Origin of the sequence: Arthrobacter zhaoxinii (assembly GCF_025244925.1) — a bacterium.
Taxonomy (GTDB): domain Bacteria; phylum Actinomycetota; class Actinomycetes; order Actinomycetales; family Micrococcaceae; genus Arthrobacter_B; species Arthrobacter_B zhaoxinii.
The window spans coordinates 3306932-3330186 of sequence record NZ_CP104275.1 but is presented as its reverse complement, the minus strand read 5'-3'; the positions used below and the strand labels follow the sequence as shown (position 1 = coordinate 3330186).

21 protein-coding genes and 1 tRNA gene are annotated in these 23255 nt (G+C 65.7%); 12 read left to right on the top strand and 10 right to left on the bottom strand.

Features of this window, described 5'->3' with window-relative positions; translation table 11 throughout:
- Window positions 1–505: 505 nt before the first annotated feature.
- The 5 genes from N2K95_RS15580 to N2K95_RS15560 form a co-directional block, all read right to left on the bottom strand.
- The gene (locus tag N2K95_RS15580) at window positions 506–1150 is read right to left on the bottom strand and encodes a GNAT family N-acetyltransferase (RefSeq protein WP_260652287.1); all 645 of its coding nucleotides are present in this window, start codon (window positions 1148–1150) and stop codon (window positions 506–508) included.
- Between the two features lie 80 nt (window positions 1151–1230).
- Complete coding sequence (locus N2K95_RS15575) at window positions 1231–3315, bottom strand: xanthine dehydrogenase family protein molybdopterin-binding subunit (protein ID WP_260652286.1); 2085 nt, start codon at window positions 3313–3315, stop codon at window positions 1231–1233.
- Window positions 3312–4391 (bottom strand): FAD binding domain-containing protein, encoded by a 1080-nt coding sequence (locus tag N2K95_RS15570; protein ID WP_260652285.1) that lies wholly within the window; start codon window positions 4389–4391, stop codon window positions 3312–3314. Before N2K95_RS15570 ends, N2K95_RS15575 begins: the two co-directional genes overlap by 4 nt.
- Entirely contained in the window at window positions 4388–5008 is a 621-nt protein-coding gene (locus N2K95_RS15565; protein WP_260652284.1) for a (2Fe-2S)-binding protein, read from the bottom strand. The genes N2K95_RS15570 and N2K95_RS15565 overlap by 4 nt, the downstream gene beginning before the upstream one ends.
- A gap of 191 nt (window positions 5009–5199) precedes the next feature.
- A tRNA-Met gene (locus tag N2K95_RS15560) sits at window positions 5200–5276 on the bottom strand.
- Window positions 5277–5375: 99 nt separating this feature from the next.
- On the opposite strand from N2K95_RS15560, the gene N2K95_RS15555 reads away from it, so the two are divergent.
- From N2K95_RS15555 to N2K95_RS15540, 4 genes are all read left to right on the top strand, one after another.
- Window positions 5376–6257, top strand: a complete 882-nt coding sequence (locus N2K95_RS15555) for an alanyl-tRNA editing protein (protein WP_260653844.1) — start codon at window positions 5376–5378, stop codon at window positions 6255–6257.
- Between the two features lie 261 nt (window positions 6258–6518).
- A complete protein-coding gene (locus tag N2K95_RS15550) occupies window positions 6519–7841 on the top strand; it encodes an ABC transporter substrate-binding protein (RefSeq protein ID WP_260652283.1) in 1323 nt (440 codons plus the stop codon).
- A complete protein-coding gene (locus N2K95_RS15545; protein WP_255791195.1) occupies window positions 7841–8785 on the top strand; it encodes a carbohydrate ABC transporter permease in 945 nt (314 codons plus the stop codon). Before N2K95_RS15550 ends, N2K95_RS15545 begins: the two co-directional genes overlap by 1 nt.
- A 67-nt stretch (window positions 8786–8852) precedes the next feature.
- Window positions 8853–9680: a carbohydrate ABC transporter permease gene (locus tag N2K95_RS15540; protein ID WP_260653843.1), complete on the top strand. Its 828-nt coding sequence runs from the start codon at window positions 8853–8855 to the stop codon at window positions 9678–9680.
- A 42-nt stretch (window positions 9681–9722) separates the two neighbouring features.
- Here the strand turns inward: N2K95_RS15540 and N2K95_RS15535 are convergent, their stop codons facing one another.
- The gene (locus N2K95_RS15535; protein WP_260652282.1) at window positions 9723–10196 is read right to left on the bottom strand and encodes a VOC family protein; all 474 of its coding nucleotides are present in this window, start codon (window positions 10194–10196) and stop codon (window positions 9723–9725) included.
- A 273-nt stretch (window positions 10197–10469) separates the two neighbouring features.
- Here N2K95_RS15535 and N2K95_RS15530 point away from each other — a divergent pair, with 273 nt between their 5' ends.
- Entirely contained in the window at window positions 10470–10952 is a 483-nt protein-coding gene (locus N2K95_RS15530) for a nucleoside deaminase (RefSeq protein WP_260652281.1), read from the top strand.
- Between the two features lie 42 nt (window positions 10953–10994).
- Here N2K95_RS15530 and N2K95_RS15525 read toward each other — a convergent pair whose 3' ends face one another.
- Window positions 10995–11519 (bottom strand): GNAT family N-acetyltransferase, encoded by a 525-nt coding sequence (locus tag N2K95_RS15525; RefSeq protein ID WP_260652280.1) that lies wholly within the window; start codon window positions 11517–11519, stop codon window positions 10995–10997.
- 126 nt (window positions 11520–11645) lie between these two features.
- On the opposite strand from N2K95_RS15525, the gene rlmN reads away from it, so the two are divergent.
- The gene (gene rlmN / locus N2K95_RS15520; RefSeq protein WP_260652279.1) at window positions 11646–12896 is read left to right on the top strand and encodes a 23S rRNA (adenine(2503)-C(2))-methyltransferase RlmN; all 1251 of its coding nucleotides are present in this window, start codon (window positions 11646–11648) and stop codon (window positions 12894–12896) included.
- Window positions 12897–12992: 96 nt separating this feature from the next.
- On the opposite strand, the gene purB is transcribed toward rlmN, so the two are convergent.
- Complete coding sequence (purB, locus tag N2K95_RS15515) at window positions 12993–14420, bottom strand: adenylosuccinate lyase (RefSeq protein WP_260652278.1); 1428 nt, start codon at window positions 14418–14420, stop codon at window positions 12993–12995.
- Between the two features lie 301 nt (window positions 14421–14721).
- On the opposite strand from purB, the gene N2K95_RS15510 reads away from it, so the two are divergent.
- Together N2K95_RS15510 and N2K95_RS15505 are read left to right on the top strand one after the other, a co-directional pair.
- Complete coding sequence (locus tag N2K95_RS15510) at window positions 14722–15000, top strand: hypothetical protein (protein WP_260653862.1); 279 nt, start codon at window positions 14722–14724, stop codon at window positions 14998–15000.
- Between the two features lie 2 nt (window positions 15001–15002).
- A complete protein-coding gene (locus N2K95_RS15505; protein WP_260653861.1) occupies window positions 15003–16373 on the top strand; it encodes a WXG100 family type VII secretion target in 1371 nt (456 codons plus the stop codon).
- Between the two features lie 30 nt (window positions 16374–16403).
- Here N2K95_RS15505 and N2K95_RS15500 read toward each other — a convergent pair whose 3' ends face one another.
- Complete coding sequence (locus tag N2K95_RS15500; protein ID WP_260652277.1) at window positions 16404–16823, bottom strand: phage holin family protein; 420 nt, start codon at window positions 16821–16823, stop codon at window positions 16404–16406.
- Between the two features lie 42 nt (window positions 16824–16865).
- On the opposite strand from N2K95_RS15500, the gene N2K95_RS15495 reads away from it, so the two are divergent.
- From N2K95_RS15495 to N2K95_RS15480, 4 genes are all read left to right on the top strand, one after another.
- Window positions 16866–18005: a histidinol-phosphate transaminase gene (locus N2K95_RS15495; protein ID WP_260652276.1), complete on the top strand. Its 1140-nt coding sequence runs from the start codon at window positions 16866–16868 to the stop codon at window positions 18003–18005.
- Window positions 18006–18148: 143 nt separating this feature from the next.
- On the top strand, window positions 18149–19375 hold the full coding sequence (gene pdhA / locus N2K95_RS15490) for a pyruvate dehydrogenase (acetyl-transferring) E1 component subunit alpha (protein WP_407080095.1): 1227 nt from the start codon (window positions 18149–18151) through the stop codon (window positions 19373–19375).
- Complete coding sequence (locus tag N2K95_RS15485; protein ID WP_230022795.1) at window positions 19372–20349, top strand: alpha-ketoacid dehydrogenase subunit beta; 978 nt, start codon at window positions 19372–19374, stop codon at window positions 20347–20349. The genes pdhA and N2K95_RS15485 overlap by 4 nt, the downstream gene beginning before the upstream one ends.
- A 46-nt stretch (window positions 20350–20395) precedes the next feature.
- A complete protein-coding gene (locus tag N2K95_RS15480; protein WP_260652275.1) occupies window positions 20396–21886 on the top strand; it encodes a dihydrolipoamide acetyltransferase family protein in 1491 nt (496 codons plus the stop codon).
- Between the two features lie 6 nt (window positions 21887–21892).
- On the opposite strand, the gene N2K95_RS15475 is transcribed toward N2K95_RS15480, so the two are convergent.
- Window positions 21893–23188: an aminotransferase-like domain-containing protein gene (locus tag N2K95_RS15475; RefSeq protein WP_260652274.1), complete on the bottom strand. Its 1296-nt coding sequence runs from the start codon at window positions 23186–23188 to the stop codon at window positions 21893–21895.
- Between the last annotated feature and the right edge of the window lie 67 nt (window positions 23189–23255).

Genomic DNA, 23255 nt, shown 5'->3' with positions numbered 1-23255 from the left:
GTCCGAAAAACTCCACCCGCAAAGGGGTGGCGGTGATGTATGCCCTCTGGTGCTGCCAGTCCTTTCGTTCCCGTCGCAGGTGCCAGAACGGCACAAGCAGGGTCAGGACCCCGGGGATATACAAAAAAACTGCAGGTACCTCCTGGCTGACGCCATTACGGTGGAGTCGGACGGGTTCCCCGACTATCCACGCAGCAAGCGCAATGTAGGTGACCAGTCCGCCCAGTAACAGCAGGAATACCCAGATCACCGGCAACAGGACACCGGGACGGAACGGCTCTGCGGGCAACTCGGGATTCCGGAGAAAGAGCTCGAGCCTGCCCGGCGCAGCCCGCCAATACCCGGGCCCGGTTTTCTGCTGTCCCATGCCGACAGCATAGGTGTCCATATAACGAAAGATCCCGACCCGGTGTCCCGGATCAGGATCTTTTGTTTGCCGAGGACCTGCTGGTGCAGTTTGTCCTGGCACTGCATGGGGGGCAGGCACACGGTGTGCTGCCACATGTCAACCTGGAAGCGACCTCCGGGGTATCTGCGGCCGACCCGCGCCACACCGGGCCAGCCGCTGTTCCAGTCCGGTACGGACGGCAGGCCATTCCCCGGACAGGATCGAGTAGACCGCAGTGTCCCGCCAACTGCCGTCCGCGCGGCGTTTGTCCCGGCGCCGGATGCCCTCGAAAACTGCACCGATTCCGCTAATTGCAGCACGCGAACGTTCGTTACGCGCGCCGGCCTGGATGCTGATCCGCCCGAACCCGGCTCCGAAGGCGGAGCCGAGCAGGAGTAGCTTCGTTTCCGCGTTGACCGCGGTGCCCCACACCGCAGGGCTATACGCAGTCCAGCCGAGCTGGGCCGCTTCGCCGGAAAGGTCCAGATCCGCGAGGCTGCTGGTCCCCACCACGGCGCCCGGCTTGTTCCCGTCCAACAGCCGCACAGCGAACGGCAGCTCCGTCCACGGGTAGTACTTCTGTGCCCACGCAGTGAAACCGTCCAGGTCCGTGTGGAGTCCTGCCGGTCCGCCGCCGTATCCGCCGGCAAACACCTCGGGTACGGCGATGGCCCGGTGCAGGTCGGGGAGCAGGTCCGCGGTCAACGGCTCAAGCCGGACAAACCTTCCGTTCAGGACGCTCGGGAGAGGGCGCAACACCATGGCGCCAGTCTGACATACCTGTGCCGTTACCTGCGGCTCCCGGCCCGGCAGGCGTCAGTTTGCTAAGGCGGGCCGCCGGGTCAGGTGAGGAACTTGTCCGCCGTCAGCGGCAGGTCCCGGATCCGGGTGCCGGAGGCGTTGTAGGCGGCATTGGCAATGGCTGCGGCGCTGCCCACAATCCCTATTTCTCCGATGCCGCGGGCGCCCAGCGGTCCGGCATGCTCGTCATGGTCCTCGATCCACAGTGCCTCCATGTCAAGCACGTCCGCGTTGGTGGGGATGTGGTACTCCGCAAGGTCGGAGTTCACGAAGATCCCGAACCGCGGATCCAGCACCCCCTGCTCGTGCAGTGCCATGCCCAGGCCCATGGTCATGGCGCCGAGGAACTGGGACCGGGCCGTGCGCGGGTTGATGATCCGGCCCGCGGAAAACACCCCGAGCATCCGGGGGACCCGGATCTCCCCGGTGTCCGCGTGGATCCGGACCTCGGCGAAGTGTGCACCGAAGGAGTACAGGGCAAGGTCCGCAGCCTCCGGGTCTTCCGGTGGCTGCGCTTCCGTCTGGGCGCCGGGGGAGGGGTGCTCGCCGTGATCCTCCCGGAAGGCGCGGGCGGCGGCAATGATGGTGCCGCCCCAGCTGGCCGTCCCCGAGGAACCGCCGGCCACACTGGCTTTCGGGAACCGGGTGTCACCGATGCCCAGCCGGATCCGGTTCACCGGCACCCGCAGGGCATCGGCGGCGATCTGCGTCAGGGCGGTCCAGCTGCCCGTGCCGATGTCGGCGGCACCGATCTGCACCGAGTAGACGCCGTCCTGCTCGTACCGGATCCGCGCCGTGTTCGCGGGCTGGCGCATAAAGGGATACACGGCGCTGGCGGTTCCCATCCCCACCAGCCAGCCGTCCTCCTGAACGGAGCGTGGGCGGGCCACCCGGTTCTGCCAGCCAAACCGCTCCGCACCGAGGTCGAAGCATTCCAGCAAATGCCGGCTGGAGAACGGATTGCCGGTTTCCGGGTCAACCTCCGGTTCGTTGCGCCGGCGCAGCTCGATCGGATCCAGGCCGGCCGCCGCCGCCAGCTCGTCCATGGCCACCTCGGGTCCGAACATGCCCGGGCATTCCCCGGGAGCACGCATCCAGGACGGCACCGGAATATCCAGCGGTGCCAGCCTCGTGGTGGTCCGCCGGTTAGGGGAGGCGTACATCATCCGGAACGGTGCCGGAGTCTGCTCGGCGAACTCCTTGATCCGGGAAGTGTGTTCCAGGATGTCCAGCGACATGGCACTGAGCCGGCCGTCGTCGGCCGCACCCAGCCGGACATGCTGGATGGTAGGGGTTCGGTGGCTGGTCAGCGTGTACATCTGCTGCCGGCTGACCGGGAACTTCACCGGCCGTCCGTCCGTGACCTGCGCGGCCAGGGCCGCCATCACCACCTGCACGTGCGGCATGCCTTTGGACCCGAAGCCGCCGCCCACGTGCGGGGCGATGACGCGGACCTGCTCCTCTTCCAGGCCCAGCACCTGCGCTACCGTGTCCCTGACCGCGTGGACCCCCTGCGTCGAGTCCCAGAGGGTCAGGACGGTCCCGTTCCACTGCGCCACCGTGACGTGCGGCTCCAGCGGATTGTTGTGTTCGGGCGGAGTGGAATACGTCGCGTTGATCCGCAGCGCGGCCGTGTCAAAGGCGCCGTCAAAATCGCCCTGGCTGCTGTCCGTCGGGATGCCGGCGTTCAGCTCCTCGGGGGCATACAGTGCAGGATCATCAGCGCGCAGCTGGGCGGTGAACGGCTCCTCCGTGTAAGTCACCTGCACGGCAGCGGCTGCCTCCCGGGCGGTTTCCGGCGTTTCGGCCAGTACTGCGGCCACTATCTGCCCCCGGTAGCCCACGCTGGCGTCCTGCAGGACCGCCAGTTCCCGGTCCGAGCTGTCTGCCAGCCGGGGAGCGGTCTCCGCCGTAAGGATGGTCAGCACCCCGTCGATGGCCTCCGCTTCCGCGGTTTCCACCCGCTCCACCCGGCCGCGGGCAACGGTGGAAAGCACGGGGTAGAGGTGGACGGGGTTCTCCACCGGCTGTTCGTAGGCATACGGGGCGGTGCCCCGGACCTTGAGTTCGCCGTCGAGCCGTTCAAACGGAGTACCGATGGCGGACGCGGGCATCAGCTTGCTCATGAGTTCACGTCCTCCCAGCCTGCGTCCTCCGGGCCGGCGGGCCCTTCCGGATGGTCTGTCCCCGGCGCGCTGGCGTCCGGCCCGGCGGTGCCGGTCAGGTCCCGCAGCACTGCGGCCAGGGTGTTCCGGACCATGGGCACCTTGAAACCGTTCCCGTTGAGCGTCTCGGCGTGCAATAGCTCGGCATCCGCGGCGGCCCGGAAGTTGGCCTCGGTGGCTACGGCCCCGCGGAGCACCGCTTCGGCCTGGAGGGCCCGCCAGGGTTTATGGGCCACTCCGCCCAGCGCTATCCGTACATCCCGGATCACCGGGACGGCGGTGTCGTCATCGTCCAGCTCCAGTGCCGCCGCCACGGAAACCAGGGCGAAAGCGTAGGACGCACGGTCGCGGACCTTGCGGTACGCGGACCGGGCCGGGGCCGGCGGGAGTTCAACGGCGGTAATCAGCTCACCGTGGTCAAGCACCGTGTCCTTCTGCGGCTCGTTACCGGGCAGCCGGTGCAAATCAGACACGGGGAGTACGCGTTCGCCTGCGGGGCCCTTAACGACGACGGCGGCATCCAGGGCGGCCAGCGCCACCGCCATATCCGACGGATGGGTGGCGACGCAGTCCTCGGAGGCGCCGAGGATGGCGTGGTACCGCGTGTAGCCCTCCAGGGCGGAGCAGCCGGTGCCGGGCTCCCGCTTGTTGCAGGGCGTGGTGGGGTTCTGGAAGTACACGCAGCGGGTGCGCTGGAGCAGGTTTCCGCCGGTGGTGGCCAGGTTCCGCAACTGGCCCGAGGCTCCGGCCAGCAGCGCCTGGGACAGGGCGGGGTAGCGGCTGCGGATGACCGTGTTGGCCGCCAGGTCCGCGTTGCGCACATTCGTACCGATCCGAACCCGCCCGTCCTCCTGCACATCCACCGTGTCCAGCGGCAGCCGGGAGATGTCCACCAGCAGGGTGGGTTGGGCGACGCCGAGCTTCATCCGATCCACCAGGTTGGTGCCCCCGGCCAGGAAAGCGGCCTCAGGGTTGCTGCTCACCAAGGCGACAGCCGACGCGACGTCCTCGGCGCGGTGATAGTCGAACGGGATCATGCGCGTTCCTCCGGGTGCTCGGGCATGGATTCCGCGGTGGGGGAGTCCGCCACTACCGGAACCTCCGGGTCGGGCGTTCCGCCCCGCCGTGCCGCGGCTGCTTCGGCGGCCTGCCGGACGGCGGCAACAATATTTACGTAAGCCCCGCAGCGGCACAGGTTTCCGCTCATGCGCTCGCGGATTTCAGCATCGCTGAGGTCTATGCCGCCCTCGGCCTGCAGATCTTCCGTGGCCGTGGAAGGGTGCCCGGCGGCGGCTTCCTCGATGATGCCGGCGGCGGAACAGATCTGTCCGGGAGTGCAGTAACCGCATTGGAACGCGTCCTGCTCCAGGAAGGCGCGCTGGACCGGGTGCAGTTCGCCGTCTGGCGTGCCGCCGGCCAGTCCCTCGGACGTGATGACCTCGGCTCCGTCGTGGGCCACGGCAAGGGTGAGGCAGGAATTGGCGCGGCGCCCGTCCAGGAGGACTGTGCAGGCACCGCATTGGCCGTGGTCGCAGCCCTTCTTGGGACTCGTGACGTCCAACCGGTCGCGCAGCGCGTCCAGGACCGTGGTGCGGGTATCCACCGTCAGGGTGCGCGGCTCGCCGTCCACCTGCAGGGTTATTCGGGCTTCCATGAGATGTGGGACACCTCTCCCTCGCGGTTTGTTCTCGCAACCTACCGGAGCAGATGTGGCGGAGACAACCATTGATGCCGTCAACCGGGACTCTTCGCCGCTGAACCACTGGCGATTGAGGTTCCGCTGCTGCGCTAAGGGCGGGAAGACAAAAAAGATCCCGATCCGTTTCCGGATCGGGATCTTCTTATTGGTTGCGGGGGCAAGATTTGAACTTGCGACCTCTGGGTTATGAGCCCAGCGAGCTACCGAACTGCTCCACCCCGCGGCGTGGTTATGACTTTACCGCAGATCTGCCGCACAGTGTAATCCAGTGGCGGTGCTCACATTCAGTGCGGCGGAATTCGCTACGCTGGACCGCGTGAGCATGCCGAAAACTGATACCACAGTCACTTATCCGGCCGGGGCGTTGACCGGAACGGGAACCGTACAGCACGTCGAAACCCTCCCGGACGGGCGGTTGGCGGTACTGCTGGATGCCACGCCCGTGCATCCCGTGGATGCCGGTTGGCCGGACCAGGGGCCGGACCGGGCAACACTGACGACGGCGGCTGGCCGCAAGGTGACCGTGCTCGACTGCGTAGTAGGAGCCACGGACGGGGACGCGCTGTTCCTCGGCCCGGAAATTCCGGTCCGCAAGGGCACCGAGGGCTGGGTGTTCCTGGTGGTCCATGTGGTGCCCGGGGACGCCGGCATTGCGGACGGGGAGCGGGTGGAGGTCCGCGTGGACGGTGAGTACCGGGCCGCGCTTTCGGCCGGGCACACCGCTTGCCATCTGGCCTCGCTGGCCCTGAACCGGCAGCTGGCCGATGCCTGGAAAAAGGACGTGCAGGCCGACGCCGCGGGCAGCCCGAATTTCGATGCCCTGGCGATTGAAACGACAACCATCCTTCCCGGAGGCTCCCGGGATGTTTACCGGTTGGGCAAGTCCCTGCGCCGCAAGGGCTTCCTTCCGGATGCTCTGCTCGCGGACCCGGCAGCCGTGGAAGCAGGGGTGAACGCAACACTGGCCAAGTGGGTGGCATCCGGGGCCGAGGTGCGCATCGAGCGGGAATCCGGACTCCTTACCGGCATGCGCCGGTGGGTCTGCGAGCTGCCGGACGGCACGGTCAGCATTCCCTGCGGCGGCACCCATCTCACCTCACTGGCGGCTGTTTCCGCGATTGGGGTCCGGATAAGCGCCGAACCCGGCGAGGGAGCTGCGGAAGTGGTCATGGAAACCCGCTGCACGTTCTCCGATGGGCAATAACCCCTACCGATTTTGAGGAAGCCCCGGCGGCGTATCTTCCAGCTGTAAATCCCGGGAAATCAGGCAACAATGCCCTTTGATAGACCGCTTACCTGTTTTCCAGAGGTATCGCAGCGGTACTTCTTGTCCGCACCGGTGGATAGAAGTAGTCTCACGCTCACCTGAGAGGTACCAGTATCTCAAATGAGCAAAGGTGACCAGATGGGATTCCGACACAGCAGACGGACTCGCCGCCCTGGCCAATCGCGGCTACATGCCGGTTTGGCGTCAGCGGCTGCCGCGGCCCTTGTTCTGACCGGCTGCGGAGGCACGGAGGCGGAGGGTAAAGAGGAAATTGTCGTAGCAATTGTCTCCAATCCGCAGATGCAGGACGCGATCACTCTCCAGGAGGAATTCAAAGCCCAGTATCCGGACGTGGACGTCAGTTTTGTATCACTGCCCGAAAACGAGGCCCGCGCCAAGATCACGGCCTCCGTCGCCACCCAGGGCGGGGAATTCGACGTCGTGATGATCTCCAATTACGAAACGCCGATGTGGGCGGAAAACGGCTGGATCACCAACCTTCAGGAATACGCAGATTCCACCGAGGGATATGACCCCGAGGATTTCGTCCCCACCATCCGCGAGGCGCTGAGCTACGAGGGGGACCTTTACTCCGTTCCGTTCTACGGGGAATCCTCCTTCCTGGTTTACCGGCAGGACCTCTTCGACGAGGCCGGTCTGACCATGCCGGAAAACCCCACCTGGGAGGACATCCGCGGATTCGCCGAAGCACTCAATGACCCGGAGAACAACATGTCCGGTGTCTGCCTGCGCGGACTGGCCGGCTGGGGCGAGGTCATGGCACCGCTGGGCACCATGATCAATACCTACGGCGGCCGCTGGTTCGACGAGGACTGGAATGCCACCTTGGATGCACCCGAAGTGGAAGCGGCGGTCACCGACTATGTGGACCTGGTACAGAACTACGGGCAGGCCGGCGCCGCCACCAGCGGCTACGGGGACTGCCTGACCCTTTACAGCCAGGGCAACACGGCCATGTGGTACGACGCCACGGCCATGGTCTCCGCCATTGAGGACCCGGCGTCGTCGCTCGTCGTCGGGAAAAGCGGGTACGCGCCGGCACCCATCCAGGAAACCGAGTCCTCCGGCTGGCTCTACAGCTGGTCCCTGGCCATCCCCTCTACCAGCGAGTCTAAAGACGCCGCCTGGGACTTTGTTTCCTGGATGACCAATAAGGAATACATCCAGCTGGTGGGCGAGGAGATCGGCTGGGAACGGGTGCCGCCGGGCAGTCGGCTTTCCACCTACGAGATCCCGGAATACGCCGAGGTTGCCGAGGCCTATGCCGAGCCGACCCTGGATGCCATGGCCGGCGCGTCCCAGGAAAGCAGCATGGTGAACGGTGTGCCCTACACCGGGCTCCAATTTGTCGGCATCCCGGAGTTCCAGGATCTGGGCACCCGTGTGGCGCAGCAGATCTCGGCGGCCATCGCCGGGCAGCAGACGGTACAGGAAGCCCTCGAGCAATCGCAGGGGTACGCCGAAACGGTGGCGGAAAGCTACCAGGACGGAGGCGGTTAATGTCCACCTTGGTAGAACGGCAGCAGGTCCGCGCCAGGAAGGCCGCTACGGAAAGGCAGGGCGGGGGGATGTCCTCTGCCGAGGGCTGGCGACGGCGGCTGCCGCTGCTGCCGGCCCTGATCTTCACTCTGATCGTGACGCAGGTGCCTTTCCTCTTTACCATCTGGTACTCGCTGCAGAACTGGAACCTGCTGCGGCCGGAGGGCAACCAGTTCGTCGGGCTCGGAAACTATGTTGATATCTTTTCCGACTCGACCTTCCGCGGGGCGGCGCTGAACAGTGTTCTGTTCACCCTGGCCTGTGTGTTCTTCGCGATGCTGCTGGGCATCATTTTCGCCCTGCTGCTGGACCGCAGTTTCGCCGGCAGGGGAGTGGTGCGGACCCTGCTGATCACCCCGTTCCTGATCATGCCCGTGGCCAGCTCCCTGCTGTGGTCCATCTCCATCCTCAACCCCAGTTACGGCCTGTTGAACTGGGTCATCGGACTGGTGGGGATCCCTCCGGTGGACTGGACCTCGCAGCACCCCATCGTGTCCATCCTCATGGCGCTGGTGTGGCAATGGACCCCGTTCATGATGCTGCTGGTCCTGTCCGGACTGCAGGCGCAGTCCAAGGACGTGCTGGAAGCGGCCCAGGTGGACGGAGCGGGGTGGTGGCGGACCTTTATCTCGGTGACGCTGCCGCAGCTGCGCCGCTACATAGAGCTCGGGATCCTGCTCGGAGCCATCTACGTCGTAAATACCTTCGACCAGATCTACCTGATGACCGCCGGCGGGCCCGGGACGGCCAGTGCCAACCTCCCGTTCTACATCTATCAGCGGGCCTTCCTCGGCTTCGATATCGGCCAGGCAGCCGCGATGGGCGTGGTGGTGGTCATCGCCACCATCATTGTGGCCACCCTGGCCCTGCGACTGATCTTCAAGAGCTTCGACGTAAAGGACTGACGACGTGGCTACCCAGACTGCTGCACCTACTCCCGCCGGGAAGAAGACTCCCTCGACCCCAAAGACCATCCGGAAACCGGATCGAAGGTTTAACTCCGGGCCCATCCTCACCACGGTCACCTGGGTATTGGCGCTGATCTTCTTCTCGCCGGTGCTCTGGATGGTGCTGACCTCCTTTAAGCAGGAGTCCGCCGCGGCATCCGATCCGCCGGTGTTCTTCTTCGCGCCCACGCTGGACCAATACCGTGCGGTGCTGGGCAGCGGTGCCGGAAGCTACTTCGCCAATTCGGCGATAGCCACCGGCGTCTCCACCATCCTGGTGATTCTTCTTGCGGTGCCGGCTTCCTATGCCCTGAGCATCCGCCCGGTGAAGAAAACCTCCGACGTGCTGTTCTTCTTCATCTCCACCCGCATGCTGCCTGTCGTGGCTGTGATTATGCCGATTTACGTCATTGCCGGGCAGCTGAAGGTACTGGACAATGTGTGGACGCTGGTGGTCCTCTATACCTCCATGAACCTGCCCATCGCTGTGTGGATGATGCGCTCGTTCTTCCTCGAGGTGCCCGGGGAGGTGCTGGAAGCGGCGCAGATGGACGGTGCCGGGTTGATGAAGACCCTGTGGCGGGTCCTGATGCCCATGGTGGCTCCCGGGCTGGCAGCGACCGCCTTGATCTGCGTGATCTTCGCCTGGAACGAGTTCTTCTTCGCCCTGATCCTCACCGCCGGCCAATCGGCTACGGTTCCGGTCTTCCTGGTGTCGCAGATGACCAGCGAAGGCCTGTTCCTGGCGCAGCTCTCCGCGGCGTCGGTGCTGGCGTCGCTGCCGGTCGTCATCGCGGGCTGGGTGGCGCAAAAGCAACTGGTCCGCGGCCTGTCCATGGGCGCAGTCAAGTAAGCGGGCCACGCTGTGGCCGGGCCTGGCCGCGCCGGGGCCCGGTCACAGCGCTGAGTTCTGCTCCTGGACCGTGGCGTTGGAGGACACCTCGAAGGTCCGCTCGGGCGGCTCAACATTCGCGGGATCCATCCACATGAACTCCCAGACGTGTCCGTCCGGGTCGGTGGCCGAGCCGCTGTACATTCCGGGCATACGTTCCTCTGCCGGAGCGTAGAGGGCACCGCCGCCGGAGGTGCAGGCAGCCAGGAAACGGTCCACTTCCTCCCTGCTGTCGCAGCTGATGCCGTTCAGCACTTCCTTGCCGGCGGAAGCAAGGTGCGGAGTGTCTCCCTTGGGCAGGAACTCCTGGTAATAGTCCTGCTGGAGCAGCATCACCACAATGCTGTCCGAGACGACAATGGCGGTGGTGCGATCGTCGCTGAACTGCGGGTTCTTGGTGAAACCGAGACCCAGGTAGAAGTTTTCCGCGGCGGGCAGGTCGGCCACGGGGAGGTTGGGGAAAATCATGCGTTCCATGACGGGTCCTTCCAGGAGGTCCGCGGGCGCGCATCGTGGCGGAGGGCCCGCGGGGAATATGCGTACGGGTAGGTATCGGACTGTTTCTTCACGTTCCCACTGCCCGCCGCCGCTGACAACGGGTAGCGGGAAGGTTGCGGCCTGTGTCTGCAGCGCCGCGGAATGTGTCCTGCCTCTATGCGTCCGCCCGGCAATAACTGCTAATCTCACAGCTGCGAAGGCGGGCCGGACACTTCCGGTTATCTACCTGGCACCACACCAAGGGAGAAGCCAATGAGCAGTACTTCGGACGATGTTTACCTGGCCCAGGCCATCCGCCTGGCCACCGAGAACGTGGCCATGGACGGCGGCCCGTTCGGCGCCGTCGTCGTCACGGCGGAAGGTGCCGTATTTGAGGGCGTGAACCGCGTGACCGCGAACAACGATCCGACCGCGCACGCCGAAGTCACCGCCATCCGCAACGCCTGCGCAGCCCTGGGCACCTTCGACCTCTCGGGTGCCGTCCTCTACACCAGCTGCGAACCGTGCCCCATGTGTCTGGCGTCCTCGCTGTGGGCGCGTGTGGAGCGGGTGGTCTTCGCTGCCGACCGGCACGACGCCGCCAGCGCGGGGTTCGACGACGCCGCCTTCTACGAGTACTTCGAGACACCGTTGGAGCAGCGCTCCATGCAGGTCACCCAGCAGACCGTTGACGGCACTCCCGCGCTGACTCCGTTCAATGCCTGGACCGCGGCTGCCACGCGGATTAACTACTAGGCGGCAGTCCGCCGGCTTTAGCAGCCCGCTTCCGGCGGGCTGCTAAAGCCGGTGCTCCAGTGCAGCTCCGATGGTTTTGGAGTAGCACGTGGACCCGTCGGCCATGATGTAGGGGCCGAAGTTCGGCACCACCCGGTAGCCGGCATTTTCGTAGAACCGGTGTCCGTCCGGCTGGGCCGAGCCCGCTTCGGCCATCAGGGCAGCGAATCCCATCTGCTTCGCACGTGCCTCCAACGCCCCGAGGACCGCCGTCGCCACTCCTGACCCGCGCGCATAGGGCAGGACATACACGCGCTTGATCTCCGCCGTCGTCGTATCCAGCCGCCGCAGCCCGCCGCAGCCCAGCGGCTGGCCGGTGCTGCGCTCGTAAGCGATGAGGAAGACCGCCGCATCGGCGGCGCGCGGCGGGTTGGGATCATGTTCCGCGGTGCCGTACCGGGCATCCAGTTCGGCCTGCTGGGCTTCGCGCAGGTCGGCGCCTACGGGGTTGCTCCAGGGCACTTCGCGGATGCGCAGGTGCGGGGTTGAGTAGGGACGGAATCCGGAAAAGGGTCGCAAATCCGACATGCTGCCTCCAGCGGCCAGGGGTGGTGCTTCCACGCTAGGAGTGCGGGGTTTCGCCCGTGTTTCGGCAGTGTGCCGTCCCGGCAAAAGGAATGTTCCGGATATGCGAATCGTGCGAGAATAGTAGCGATGTCAACTGTCGATTCTTCCCCCGCCAAAAAGTCCGAGCAGCGCCGTGTCCGCTCGGTTCCCACCGCCACCGGACCGCAGGTCCGCCCCGCCACGGAGGGTTGGGAACAGGCCAAGGAGCCCGACGGCCGCCCGCTGCTGCAGTTCAAGTCGCCGCGCGTGTCCCAGCCGCCGGCCCATCTGGCCGATATGTCGCTGGCCGAACGCCAGGAGAAGCTCAAGTCCATGGGCCTGCCCGCGTTCCGCGCGAAGCAGCTGTCGGTGCACTACTTCCAGCACTACACCACCGATCCGGAAGCCATGAGCGACCTCCCCAAGGAGCGCCGCGACGAGCTTGTGGGCGAGATGTTCCCGACGCTGCTCACCGAGATCAAACGCCTGACCACAGACAATGGCGACACGATCAAGTTCCTGTGGCGGCTGTTCGACGGCTCCCTCGTGGAGTCCGTGCTGATGCGCTACCCCGGCCGGATCACCCTGTGCGTGTCCAGCCAGTGCGGCTGCGGCATGAACTGCCCGTTCTGCGCCACCGGTCAGGCCGGCCTGACCCGCAACATGTCCACCGCGGAAATCCTGGACCAGATTGTCCAGGCCAACCGGGTGATCAAGGAGGGCGGCCTCGGCGGCAAGCGGCGCGACGGCGGCCACGACGCCGAGCGTGTCACCAACATTGTCTTTATGGGCATGGGCGAGCCGCTGGCCAACTACAAGCGCGTGATGAATGCCGTTCACCGGATGGCCGCCGAGGTTCCCGAAGGCCTGGGCATGAGCGCCCGCAACATCACCGTTTCCACCGTGGGCCTGGTGCCGGCCATCAAGAAGCTGGCCGAGGAAAACATCCCGGTCACCTTCGCCCTGAGCCTGCACGCCCCGGACGACGAACTTCGTGACGAGCTGATCCCGGTCAACAGCCGGTGGAAGGTGGACGAGGCGCTGGACGCCGCGTACAACTACTACCGCGTCACCGGCCGCCGCGTCTCCATCGAGTACGCGCTGATCAAGGACATGAACGACCACGCCTGGCGTGCGGACCTGCTCGCCAAGAAGCTCAATGCCCGCGGCCGCGGCTGGGTGCACGTGAACCCCATTCCGCTGAACCCCACGCCCGGTTCCATCTGGACGTCGCCGGAGCCGGAGGTCATGCAGGAGTTCATCAACCACCTGATCGACGCCGGCATCCCCACCACCATCCGCGACACCCGCGGCAAGGAGATCGACGGCGCCTGCGGCCAGCTCGCCGCAGCGGACTAGCGGTCCCGCGTCCGCTTCGGCGGGCAGCACCAAGGCGAAGACGACGACGGCGGGAGGCCGGGCTGCATGCCCGGCTCCCGCCGTCGTCGTTTGGTTTTAAGCGGCAGCGTACTTGAGGTGGTCCACCAGGGTGTCCGCGATGCCGGTGTACTTCGCCGGGGTGAGAGCCTGCAGACGGGCTGCCGCGTCTGCCGGAAGGCCGAGGCCGGCAATGAATTCCTTCATCCGTTCGGCGTCCACGCGGTGGCCGCGGGTGAGGTCCTTCAGCCGTTCGTAGGGGTTTTCCATGCCTTCGGTTCCGGCGACGGCTTCGGCGCGCATCACCATCTGGATGGCTTCACCGAGCACCTCCCAGTTGGCATCCAGATCCTGCTCGAGGACCTGCTCGGCCACGTGCAGGCGCTCGAGTCCCTTGGCCACGTTGGAAATGGCGAGGACCGAGTGTCCGAAGGCCACGCCGATGTTGCGCTGCGAGGAGGAGTCGGTGAGGTCGCGCTGCCAGCGGGAGGTGACCAAAGTGGAAGCCAGCGTGTCCAGCAGGCCGTTGGAGATCTCCAGGTTCGCTTCGGCATTCTCGAAGCGGATCGGGTTGACCTTGTGCGGCATGGTTGAGGAGCCGGTGGCACCCTCCACCGGGACCTGCGCGAAGTAGCCAATGGAGATGTAGCTCCACACATCCGTGCAGAAGTTGTGCAGGATGCGGTTGAAGCGGGCGATGTCGGCGTAAAGCTCGGCCTGCCAGTCGTGCGATTCAATCTGCGTGGTCAGCGGGTTCCAGGCCAGGCCGAGGCCTTCGACAAAGCTGCGCGCCACCTGCTGCCAGTCTGCTTGCGGGGCGGCTGCGTAGTGGGCTGCGTAGGTGCCGGTGGCGCCGTTGATCTTGCCGAGGAACTCCGTGCTGCGGATGCGGCGCAGCTGGCGCGAGAGCCGGTGGACGGTGACGGCCAGTTCCTTGCCGAGCGTGGTGGGGGTGGCGGGCTGGCCGTGCGTCCGGGACAGCATGGGCACAGCACGGGTGTCCTCGGCCATGGCGGCGATCTGGTCCACCAGCTTCTGCGCGGCGGGCAGCCAGACGTTTTCGACGGCGCCCTTGATGCCCAGTGCGTAGGAGAGGTTGTTGATGTCTTCGGACGTGCAGCCGAAGTGCACGAGGCTCTTCAGGTTCTCGAGACCGAGGGCCGGAAGCCGATCGGCAATGTAGTACTCGACGGCCTTGACGTCGTGCACGGTGCGCTTTTCAATTTCGCCCAGCTCGGCCACGGAGTCGCCGTCGAAGCCCGAGACGATGGCCCGCAGCTGGTGCTGCTGGTCTTCCGTAAGCGGAGCAGTGCCGGGCAGGACGGCGTTGGAGGTCAGGTGAATCAGCCATTCCACCTCCACATGCGTCCGGTCCCGGTTCAGGGCGGCTTCGGACAGGTAGTCCACCAGCGGCGCGGTGGCGCTGCGGTAGCGGCCGTCCAACGGGCCCAGGGCGATAGCGGGAGTCACGGAGGCAAGGGAGACACGGGGTTCGGATTCGGCCATGCAGTAATTCTTTCATGCCGCCGGGGTGCTGCCGCTGTGTGACTTTCCGGCTGGCTGTTTTGCAGGTCCTGCTGTTCCGCCGCGTTCTCCCGGGAGCAGGGTTTTCCTCCACAGGCAAGCTTCGGGCGGTGCGGGTGCGGGCTGTGTCCACCGGCGGGGAGGTGATGCCCGTCCTTCGGCCGGCCGTCCGGGAACCTTGACGCCACGGCATCGTTCTTGATCCGGTCCCCACCGGCGGTTCGCCGGGGTTCCTGATCGTGGCCTACTCCGGGCGGGGACAGGACCGGGAAGCACAGCGTAGATGATTCGTCACCCACGGGAGGTAGTGGTGGACCAAATGGCAGCGGCAGCGTATGCGCAAGAGACGGAACGGTTGCTTCTGGCGTTTGCAGCAGAAACCGACGAGCTGGAACGGGAGGTCGCAGAGGCAGCAATGATCCAATGGGAGTCACGCGCCGCCAATGCTTTCCGGCGCAAAGTCCTGACTGCAGCGGAGCGGTTTTTCGATGTCTCGTCGCAGCTGCGGTCAGCTGCCGTTGAGCTGCAGCAGGATCCGCTCATGTTGGCGGCGGGGAGCTGACCATGACGGAGCAGGGGGCCGGAGACCGGGGGATGTACGAGGTGAGGGGAGGGGCCGCCGGGCTCCTGGTCCAGTACGAGGACCTGGTCCGGGTCGCGGGCAGGCTGGAATCGACAACGGGCCGTGTGCGGCAACTCGAGGAGAGGGTGACGGAGCTTTGGCTGGCCGTTGGTGCGTTCGGCGGCGGTTCGGCGTCGGCTGACCGGATCAGGTCGCGGATCATGGAAGCGGGGCACATCCTCAGGACGTTGGCTGCCGCCGTCGATGAAATTGCGGACGGGGTGCGCGGGAGCGCCCGAGCCTACGCGGAAGTCGAAGGGCGCGTTGAGGCACGGCTTCCTCCCGTTGGCCCCTATCCCGTGAATCCTTGGATTGCACCCGGACCGTACCCCCGGGCAGAAGGATTTCCTACTCGCCGCCAGGCCGAAGAGGGCCTTGCCTATCCGACCTCCGAGATAGCAATGCGCTCCGTACTGGGCCTGATAACCGCGGCGGGTTTGGGCAAGCTGCGCCCGGTAGAGGTAACGACCCTTCCCGGAGAGCCGGAAAAGCTTCAGGTGGAAGGAACCGCCGCCTGGGTCCTCGGACGGTCGGAAGTGTTGAAGCGGGAAAACGACCCGGGAGTAATTGAAGTGATCGAGGCTGTGGGGACAGACGGAAAGCCGGCGTTCGTTGTCACGCTCCCGGGGACCCAGGGTGTCGGCATTTCGGAGGGAAGCGAGAACGTGTTCGATTTCCTGGGTGTTCTGGAACCCACCGTCGAAGACAGCCGATATGTCACAGCAGGAGTGGCGGAGGCGCTGCGGCGGGCCGGGGCCGAAGCGGGGGATGCGGTCATTCTGTCCGGCTACAGCCAGGGCGGGGACCACGCCACTCATGTAGCCGGGAATCTGGCGGCCGAAAGTGACTACGACGTGGCGTTCCTGCTGACGGCCGGCAGCCCGACCGGCGCTACCGATCTCCCTCCCGGAGTGCCGGCACTGCACCTGGAGCATGTGCAGGACTGGGTATCCGCAATCGACGGAAGACAGAACCCCGATACGCCGGACCGGGTCACCATGACACTGACCAACCCCGTGGCCACACCCGAGGGCGAGGACGCCGGTCTGGGGCCCGCGCACCGGCTGGACAATTACCGGGAGGGTGCCGCACGCGCAGATGCCAGCGACGACGCCTCCCTGAAGGCCTCCTTGGAATCATTGGGCGCAGCTATTGCGGCCGGAAGCGTGGCCACGAGGCACCTCTACCGCCTCTCCCGGGAGAAACTGCCGGAGCGCCCGGAGCGGCAGCAGCGTCCTGTGCGGGTTGTACAGCCGGGGCCGGTGCGGGAACAAGAGGATGACTACCGCCCGCCCGTGGGGGCTGGAAGGTAAGACGCCTTCCGCATCCGGGCCGCGACGGTGCTAGCTCCGGTTCCGCTCCCGCCGGCGGCTCCCGGTCACCGTATCCAACACCAGCGACACAACGCTGATGACAACTGCACCGGCAATGGCGGTCCAGAAGAAGGAATCAACCTCGAACCGGATGGGGGTGTAGCTGCTGAGCCATGCGGTGAGCTCAAGCATGGCGGCATTGATGACCACTCGGAACAACCCCAGCGTCAGAATGGCCAACGGCAGCGTCAGTCCCTGGGCTATAGGGCGGACGAGAGCGTTGACCACGCCGAAAATCAGGCCGACAAACAGATACGCAAGCACCGTGTCGATCGCCGGATCCCCGCTTATGCTCCCCGCGGGCGCACTCACCGTCAGGCCTGGCAAAAGCCACCCGGCCACCCAGAGGGCAACGGCGTTCAGGACAATCCGCAGCAACAGAGAGAGCATGCCCCCCATGCTGGCAGAAAAGAGACCATTACTGTTAACGCCATGACCACTACCGAGAATGACACCGACGCAGCTGAAATTCCCGTACCCGGCATCACCCCACGGCCCGTTATCGGGAAGCTGCCGCAATACACGGCAGGCAAGCCGCCGGTGGCTGTTGAAGGACTCCAGAGCTACAAGCTGTCCTCCAACGAGAACCCGTACCCGCCGCTCCCCGCCGTGCTGGAAGCGATAAGCACCGCCGCAACCGTGAACCGCTATCCCGACCCGCTCTCTACGGCGCTGCGCAACGAGCTCTCCGCGTTCCTGGACGTTCCCGCAGAAGACATCGTGACGGGCGGCGGCAGCCTGGGAGCGCTGAACCAGCTGCTCGCCACCTTTGCCGGACAAAACCCGGACGGCACGGCAGACGAGGTCATCTACCCATGGCGCTCCTTTGAGGCGTACCCCATCAGCGTGGGCCTGGCCGGTGCTGAAAGCGTCCAGGTGCCGCTGAACGCCGACGGCACCCACAACCTGGACGCCATGGCCGAAGCCGTCACCGAGCGGACCAAGGTGATTCTGCTGTGCACCCCCAACAACCCGACCGGCCCGGTACTGACCACGGCCCAGGTGGAGGATTTCCTCCGCCGGGTTCCGTCCAACGTGATCGTGGTGATCGACGAAGCGTACGAGGACTTCGTGCGGGACGACGACGCGGTCAACGGCATCGATATGTACCGCAGCCACCCCAACGTGGTGGTGCTGCGGACGTTTTCCAAGGGTGCAGGATTGGCCGGACTGCGCGTGGGCTACTCCGTGTCGCACGCTCCCATCACCCAGCATCTCCGCGTAGCAGCCGTGCCGTTCGCCGTGTCCACGATTGCCGAACAGGCTGCCGTAGCCTCCCTGCGGCACCACGACCAAGTTGTGGAAAGAATACAAGGACTGGTTGCTGAACGGACCCGCGTGGTGGAAGGGCTGAAGGCCCTGGGCTGGTCCATTCCGTCGGCACAGGGCAACTTTGTCTGGCTGGACCTGGGCGGGAATACCCCCGAATTTGCAGCTCTGGCGGAGCAGCAGGCCCTGGCTGTGCGGGCCTTCGGCAATGAGGGTGTGAGAGTGACCATTGGCGAAGAAGACGCAAACACGCGGTTCCTCGCCTTATGTGCGACCTATACAAAAGGCCCGCGCGTTTCCTAGCGTGTCTTAGGTAGGGGCTGAAGCCGCGCCGTCGTTAGGCTTTGGAAGGTAACTTCCACTTATATGCAACACCGGGAATATATTCTCGGAGAGGTATATTTCTAGCGCGGTGCGGCTTTCGGCTGTCCAGGCGAGGAGTAGGCATGGACGTAGGACACTTGCCGGCCAGTGAGTTCGACTCGGCCGGACTCGAGCAATCCCTCATGGGTGCTCCCGAGGAGAACCCTGTCCCGGATATGGTTCAGCTGCTAACCATCGACGGGGAGCTCCTGCAGGACGACACCTACAGCAGCTACGTCCAGGACCTGACCCCCGACGAACTCCGCGGGTTCTACCGGGACATGTTCCTGGTCCGCCGGTTCGACGAAGAGGCCACTGCGCTTCAGCGGCAGGGCGAACTCGTGATGTGGGTTCCGCTCACCGGCCAGGAAGGCGCGCAGATCGGTTCCGGCCGTGCCCTGATGCCTCAGGACTACGTTTTCCCCACCTACCGGGAGCATGGCGTCGCGTACACCCGCGGCCTGGAACTTGCCCACCTGCTTCGGCGCTTCCGCGGCATCTCCCACGGCGGCTGGGATCCCCGGGAGGCAAACTTCCACCTCTACACGCTTGTACTGGCTGCACAGGTGCCGCACGCCGTCGGTTACGCCATGGGAATGGCCCGCGACCGGCTGGTGGATCCCATGCTGCCCGAAGCCGCCACGGTCGCGTACTTCGGCGACGGCGCGAGCTCCGAAGGCGACGTGCACGAGGGCATGGTCTTTGCCGCGTCCTACAACGCACCGGTGGTCTTCTTCTGCCAAAACAACCACTGGGCCATTTCCGTTCCGACCGAAGTCCAGTCGCGGATCCCGCTGGCCAACAGGGCGCAGGGCTACGGCTTCCCCGGGGTCCGGGTGGACGGCAACGACGTCCTGGCCGTCCATGCGGTCACCCGCTGGGCGCTGGAGCACGCCCGCTCGGGCGGAGGTCCTGTCCTCATCGAGGCCTTCACCTACCGGATGAGCGCGCATACGACGGCGGACGACCCCACCAAGTACCGCCTCAGCGCTGATGAGGAAGCCTGGCTGGACCGGGACCCGCTGCTGCGGATGGAAAAGTACCTGCGCAGCCAGGGGCTGGCCGACGACGCGTTCTTCGAAGAGCTCCGCGAGGAAGGCCGCACCATGGCGGTCCGGCTCCGGGAAAACGTCCAGCAGATGGAAGCCCCGGGCTTCGAGGACGCCTTCGCCGATGTGTACGCCGAGGCCCACCCGCTGATCCGCGAGGAACTGGATGAGCACCGCCGGTACGAAGCCGGATTTGCCGGCGCCGACGACGACGCCAACCCCGCCACCACCGACCCCGCCTCCCGGGAGCACAACGCATGAGCACCACCATGACCATGGCCAAGGCCATCAACGCCGGTCTGCGCGCAGCCCTCGAATCGCACCCCAACTCGCTGCTGATGGGCGAGGACATCGGTTCCCTCGGCGGCGTCTACCGCGTCACCGAAGGCCTGAAAGCGGACTTCGGTGCAGACCGCGTTATGGACACCCCGCTGGCCGAATCCGGAATTATCGGCACGGCCATCGGCCTGGCCCTGCGCGGCTACCTGCCCGTCTGCGAAATCCAGTTCGACGGGTTCGTCTTCCCGGGCTTCAACCAGATCACCACCCAGCTGGCGAAAATGCACTCCCGCAGCGAAGGTGCGCTCAGCGCACCCGTGGTCATCCGCATCCCCTACGGCGGCGGCATCGGCTCCATTGAGCACCACTCGGAATCACCCGAAGCACTCTTCGCCCATACCGCAGGGCTGCGCATCATCACGCCGTCGAACCCGCAGGACGCGTACTGGATGATCCAGCAGGCCGTGGCCTGCAAGGACCCGGTTATCGTCTTTGAACCCAAGCGCCGCTACTGGCTCAAGGGCGACGTCGACACCGCCGCACCCACGTCGGACCCGTTCTCGGCGCACATTGTCCGCGAAGGAACCGACGCCACCATCGTGGCGTACGGGCCGCTGGTCCCCGTCGCTCTGGCGGCCGCCGCCGCAGCGGAGGAAGACGGACGGTCCGTCGAGGTGGTGGATCTGCGGTCCATTTCCCCCATCGACTTCGACACGGTGACCGAGTCCGTGCGCAAAACCGGACGGCTGATCGTCACCCACGAGGCACCGACCTTCGGTGGAATCGGCGGCGAAATTGCCGCCCGGGTGGCCGAACGCGCCTTCCTGTCCCTTGAAGCCCCGGTACTGCGCGTCGGCGGATTCCACATGCCGTATCCGGTGGCGAAGGTCGAAGAGCACTACCTGCCGGACATCGACCGCCTCCTTGAGGCGCTGGACCGGTCCTTCGCGTACTAATGAGCCTGTCCGCCCGCCCACAGCCGATAATCGAGAACGAGTTGCCATGACTGAAAAGACATTCCGCCTGCCGGACGTGGGTGAAGGCCTGACCGAAGCCGATATCGTGCAGTGGAAGGTCTCCCCGGGGGACACGGTTGCCGTCAACGACGTGATTGTGGAGATCGAAACCGCCAAGTCCCTGGTGGAGCTGCCCTCACCGTACGCCGGCACGGTTTCTTCCCTCATGGTTGCGGAAGGCGAAACGGTCGACGTCGGCACGCCCATCATCAGCGTGACGGTCGACAGCGGTGCCGGATCCACGACGCCGACGACGCCGGAAACAACTACCGAAGCAGCCGCACCGGAAGCCGTTCCGGCGGCACCGCAGGCACCCGCCCCTGCAGCCGAGGCCGCCGCGCCTGCGGCAGAAGCTCCGCGTGCCTCCCTGACGGGTACCGGCCCGAAGCCCGACGCGGTGCGCCGGCGCCCCCGCCGACCCTCGGCTTCCGGTACGCCTACGCCCGATGCTCCGACGGAGGCCATGCCGGTTCCGGCAGCGGATCCAGCCCCCGCCCCCGCTGCTCCGGCAGCACCCAAGGCCCATATCCCCGCCCCGTCCGAAACAGCCACGCCGTCCGGCACCGCAGCAGTCCAGGACCGGGTCAACCGGCTGATCCAGCGCGTGCTGGCCAAGCCGCCGGTTCGCAAGGCCGCAAAGGACCTGGGCATCAATCTGGCGGACGTCACCGCCACGGGCGCCAGCGGTGAGGTCACCAAACAGGACCTGATCAGTTATCAGGCCCAGCGTGAGGCAGAGCGGGAGTCGGCCGGCGAGTTCTGGTCACCGGGTCCCGGCGCGGATGACTCACGGATTGAACGCATTCCTGTCAAGGGAGTACGGCGTGCCACGGCAAAGGCAATGGTGGAAAGCGCGTTCAGCGCACCCCATGTCAGCATCTTCGTGGACGTGGATGCGTCCCGGACCATGGAGTTCGTTCGGCGGTTGAAGGCGTCGAAGGACTTTGAGGGCATCCGGGTCTCGCCGCTGCTGATCCTGGCGAAAGCCGTCATCTGGGCTGCCGCACGCAACCCGTCCGTGAACGCCACCTGGGCGGGCGACGAGATCCTGGTCAAGCACTTCATGAACCTCGGTATTGCAGCAGCCACGCCGCGCGGGCTGATGGTGCCCAATATCAAGGAGGCGCAGGAGCTTTCATTGAAGGAACTCGCGATTGCGCTCAACACCCTTGCGGCAACGGCCCGGGAAGGCAGGACACCGCCGGCCGACATGCGGGGCGGCACCCTGACCGTCACCAACATCGGGTCCCTCGGCATCGATACGGGCACCCCGATCATCAACCCGGGGGAAGTGGCCATTGTGGCGTTCGGAACCATCAAGCAGAAGCCCTGGGTGGTCGATGGTGAGGTGGTGCCGCGCTGGATCACCACCCTGGGCGGCTCCTTCGACCACCGCGTGGTCGACGGCGACCTCTCGGCCCGCTTTATGGCCGACGTTGCCGCAATCCTGGAAGAACCCGCACTGCTGCTGGGCTAAGGAACCTCAGCGGACCTTTGCTGCGTCGACGGCGGCCCTCAGGATCGGCGCCAGGCGGCGTACGCCTTCGGTAATGTCCTCGGTGGAAACTGCGCTGAAGGCCAGGCGCAGCTTGTTCGAGGGCCCCTCGCCGGGTGTGAAGGCCGCGCCGGGAATGAAGACCGTCCCGGCGTCGATGGCTTCATACAGCAGGGGATAGGTGTCCACGCCCTCGGGCAGCGTCACCCAGATGAAGAACCCGCCGTCCGGACGGGTCCACGAAACACCCTCGGGCATCTGTTCCTCCAGCGCAGCCAGCATCGAGGAGCAGCGCTCGGCGTAGAGGCTGCGGGAACTGCGCACGTGGCCCATCCAGTCGTATTCCCGCAGGTACGCCGAGACCAGCATCTGGGTCAAGGGGGAGGGGCAGAGGACAACGGCCTCGCAGGCGAGGTAGAAACGCCGGTAGAGGTGGCGGGGGACCAGAGCCCAGCCGAGCCGGACCCCGGGAGCGAAAATCTTGGAGAAGGAGCCCAGATACAGGACGTCCTGGGGGTTTCCGGCGCGCATCGGAGCCAGCGGTTCGCCGTCGAACCGGAGGAGGCCGTACGGATTGTCCTCGAGGATCAGGATGTTGTTCCGCCGACAGATCTCCACTACGGCCTGCCGGCGCTCGGCGGTCAGGGTGACACCGCTGGGGTTGTTGAAACTGGGAATGGTGTAGAGCAGCTTGATGGTCTTCCCCTCGGCCCGCAGCTCGCGGATCCGCTGCTCCAGCGCGTCCGGAACGAGGCCGGCGTCGTCCATCGGCACGGTGCGTACATCAACCTCGTAGGCTTCGAAGGCATTCAGTGCCCCTACGTAGGTGGGGTCCTCGCAGAGGATAACGTCCCCGGGATCGCAGAAAACCTTGGCCGCGACGTCCTGTGCGGACTGTGAGCCGGTGGTGATGACGATGTCCGCCGGATCGGCGTCGAGAATCCCCTCTGCCGCCATCACCTCGCAGGCCTGCCTACGCAGTTCTTCCATGCCCTGTCCGCCGCCGTACTGCAGTGCCTCCAGCCCGTGGTCGGCAATGATCCGCTGGGCGGTCCGGCCCAGCTCTTCCAGGGGGAGGGAGCGCAGGTAGGGGCTGCCGCCGGCCAGGGAGATCAGGCCGGGGCGGATGGAAATGTCGAAGACATCGCGCACGGCCGACTGCTTGATGTGGAAGGCGCGGTTGGAGAACAGCACCTCGTGGCGGTGGGAGCCGGCGGCACGCTCCAGGGCGGCCATGGTGTCGACGGGCAGTTCTACGGCATCGGAGAAGTCCTCGCGGGTCATGCCTCCCATGCTAACCCGGTCTGTTGACCGTCAGGCAACGGCTGTTTAGTACACAGGGTTGCCGTGG

Bases quoted from the DNA above. Each gene is read 5' to 3' on its own strand.
- N2K95_RS15505 (WP_260653861.1), top strand. From the start codon at position 15,003: ATGACGGAGCAGGGGGCCGGAGACCGGGGGATGTACGAGGTGAGGGGA.
- N2K95_RS15545 (WP_255791195.1), top strand. From the start codon at position 7,841: ATGTCCACCTTGGTAGAACGGCAGCAGGTCCGCGCCAGGAAGGCCGCT.
- pdhA (WP_407080095.1), top strand. From the start codon at position 18,149: ATGGACGTAGGACACTTGCCGGCCAGTGAGTTCGACTCGGCCGGACTC.
- N2K95_RS15495 (WP_260652276.1), top strand. From the start codon at position 16,866: ATGACCACTACCGAGAATGACACCGACGCAGCTGAAATTCCCGTACCC.
- N2K95_RS15555 (WP_260653844.1), top strand. From the start codon at position 5,376: ATGCCGAAAACTGATACCACAGTCACTTATCCGGCCGGGGCGTTGACC.
- purB (WP_260652278.1), bottom strand. From the start codon at position 14,420: ATGGCCGAATCCGAACCCCGTGTCTCCCTTGCCTCCGTGACTCCCGCT.
- N2K95_RS15500 (WP_260652277.1), bottom strand. From the start codon at position 16,823: ATGCTCTCTCTGTTGCTGCGGATTGTCCTGAACGCCGTTGCCCTCTGG.
- N2K95_RS15535 (WP_260652282.1), bottom strand. From the start codon at position 10,196: ATGGAACGCATGATTTTCCCCAACCTCCCCGTGGCCGACCTGCCCGCC.
- N2K95_RS15575 (WP_260652286.1), bottom strand. From the start codon at position 3,315: ATGAGCAAGCTGATGCCCGCGTCCGCCATCGGTACTCCGTTTGAACGG.
- N2K95_RS15570 (WP_260652285.1), bottom strand. From the start codon at position 4,391: ATGATCCCGTTCGACTATCACCGCGCCGAGGACGTCGCGTCGGCTGTC.
- N2K95_RS15525 (WP_260652280.1), bottom strand. From the start codon at position 11,519: ATGTCGGATTTGCGACCCTTTTCCGGATTCCGTCCCTACTCAACCCCG.
- N2K95_RS15510 (WP_260653862.1), top strand. From the start codon at position 14,722: ATGATTCGTCACCCACGGGAGGTAGTGGTGGACCAAATGGCAGCGGCA.
- N2K95_RS15530 (WP_260652281.1), top strand. From the start codon at position 10,470: ATGAGCAGTACTTCGGACGATGTTTACCTGGCCCAGGCCATCCGCCTG.
- N2K95_RS15480 (WP_260652275.1), top strand. From the start codon at position 20,396: ATGACTGAAAAGACATTCCGCCTGCCGGACGTGGGTGAAGGCCTGACC.
- N2K95_RS15565 (WP_260652284.1), bottom strand. From the start codon at position 5,008: ATGGAAGCCCGAATAACCCTGCAGGTGGACGGCGAGCCGCGCACCCTG.
- N2K95_RS15475 (WP_260652274.1), bottom strand. From the start codon at position 23,188: ATGACCCGCGAGGACTTCTCCGATGCCGTAGAACTGCCCGTCGACACC.
- rlmN (WP_260652279.1), top strand. From the start codon at position 11,646: ATGTCAACTGTCGATTCTTCCCCCGCCAAAAAGTCCGAGCAGCGCCGT.
- N2K95_RS15580 (WP_260652287.1), bottom strand. From the start codon at position 1,150: ATGGTGTTGCGCCCTCTCCCGAGCGTCCTGAACGGAAGGTTTGTCCGG.
- N2K95_RS15485 (WP_230022795.1), top strand. From the start codon at position 19,372: ATGAGCACCACCATGACCATGGCCAAGGCCATCAACGCCGGTCTGCGC.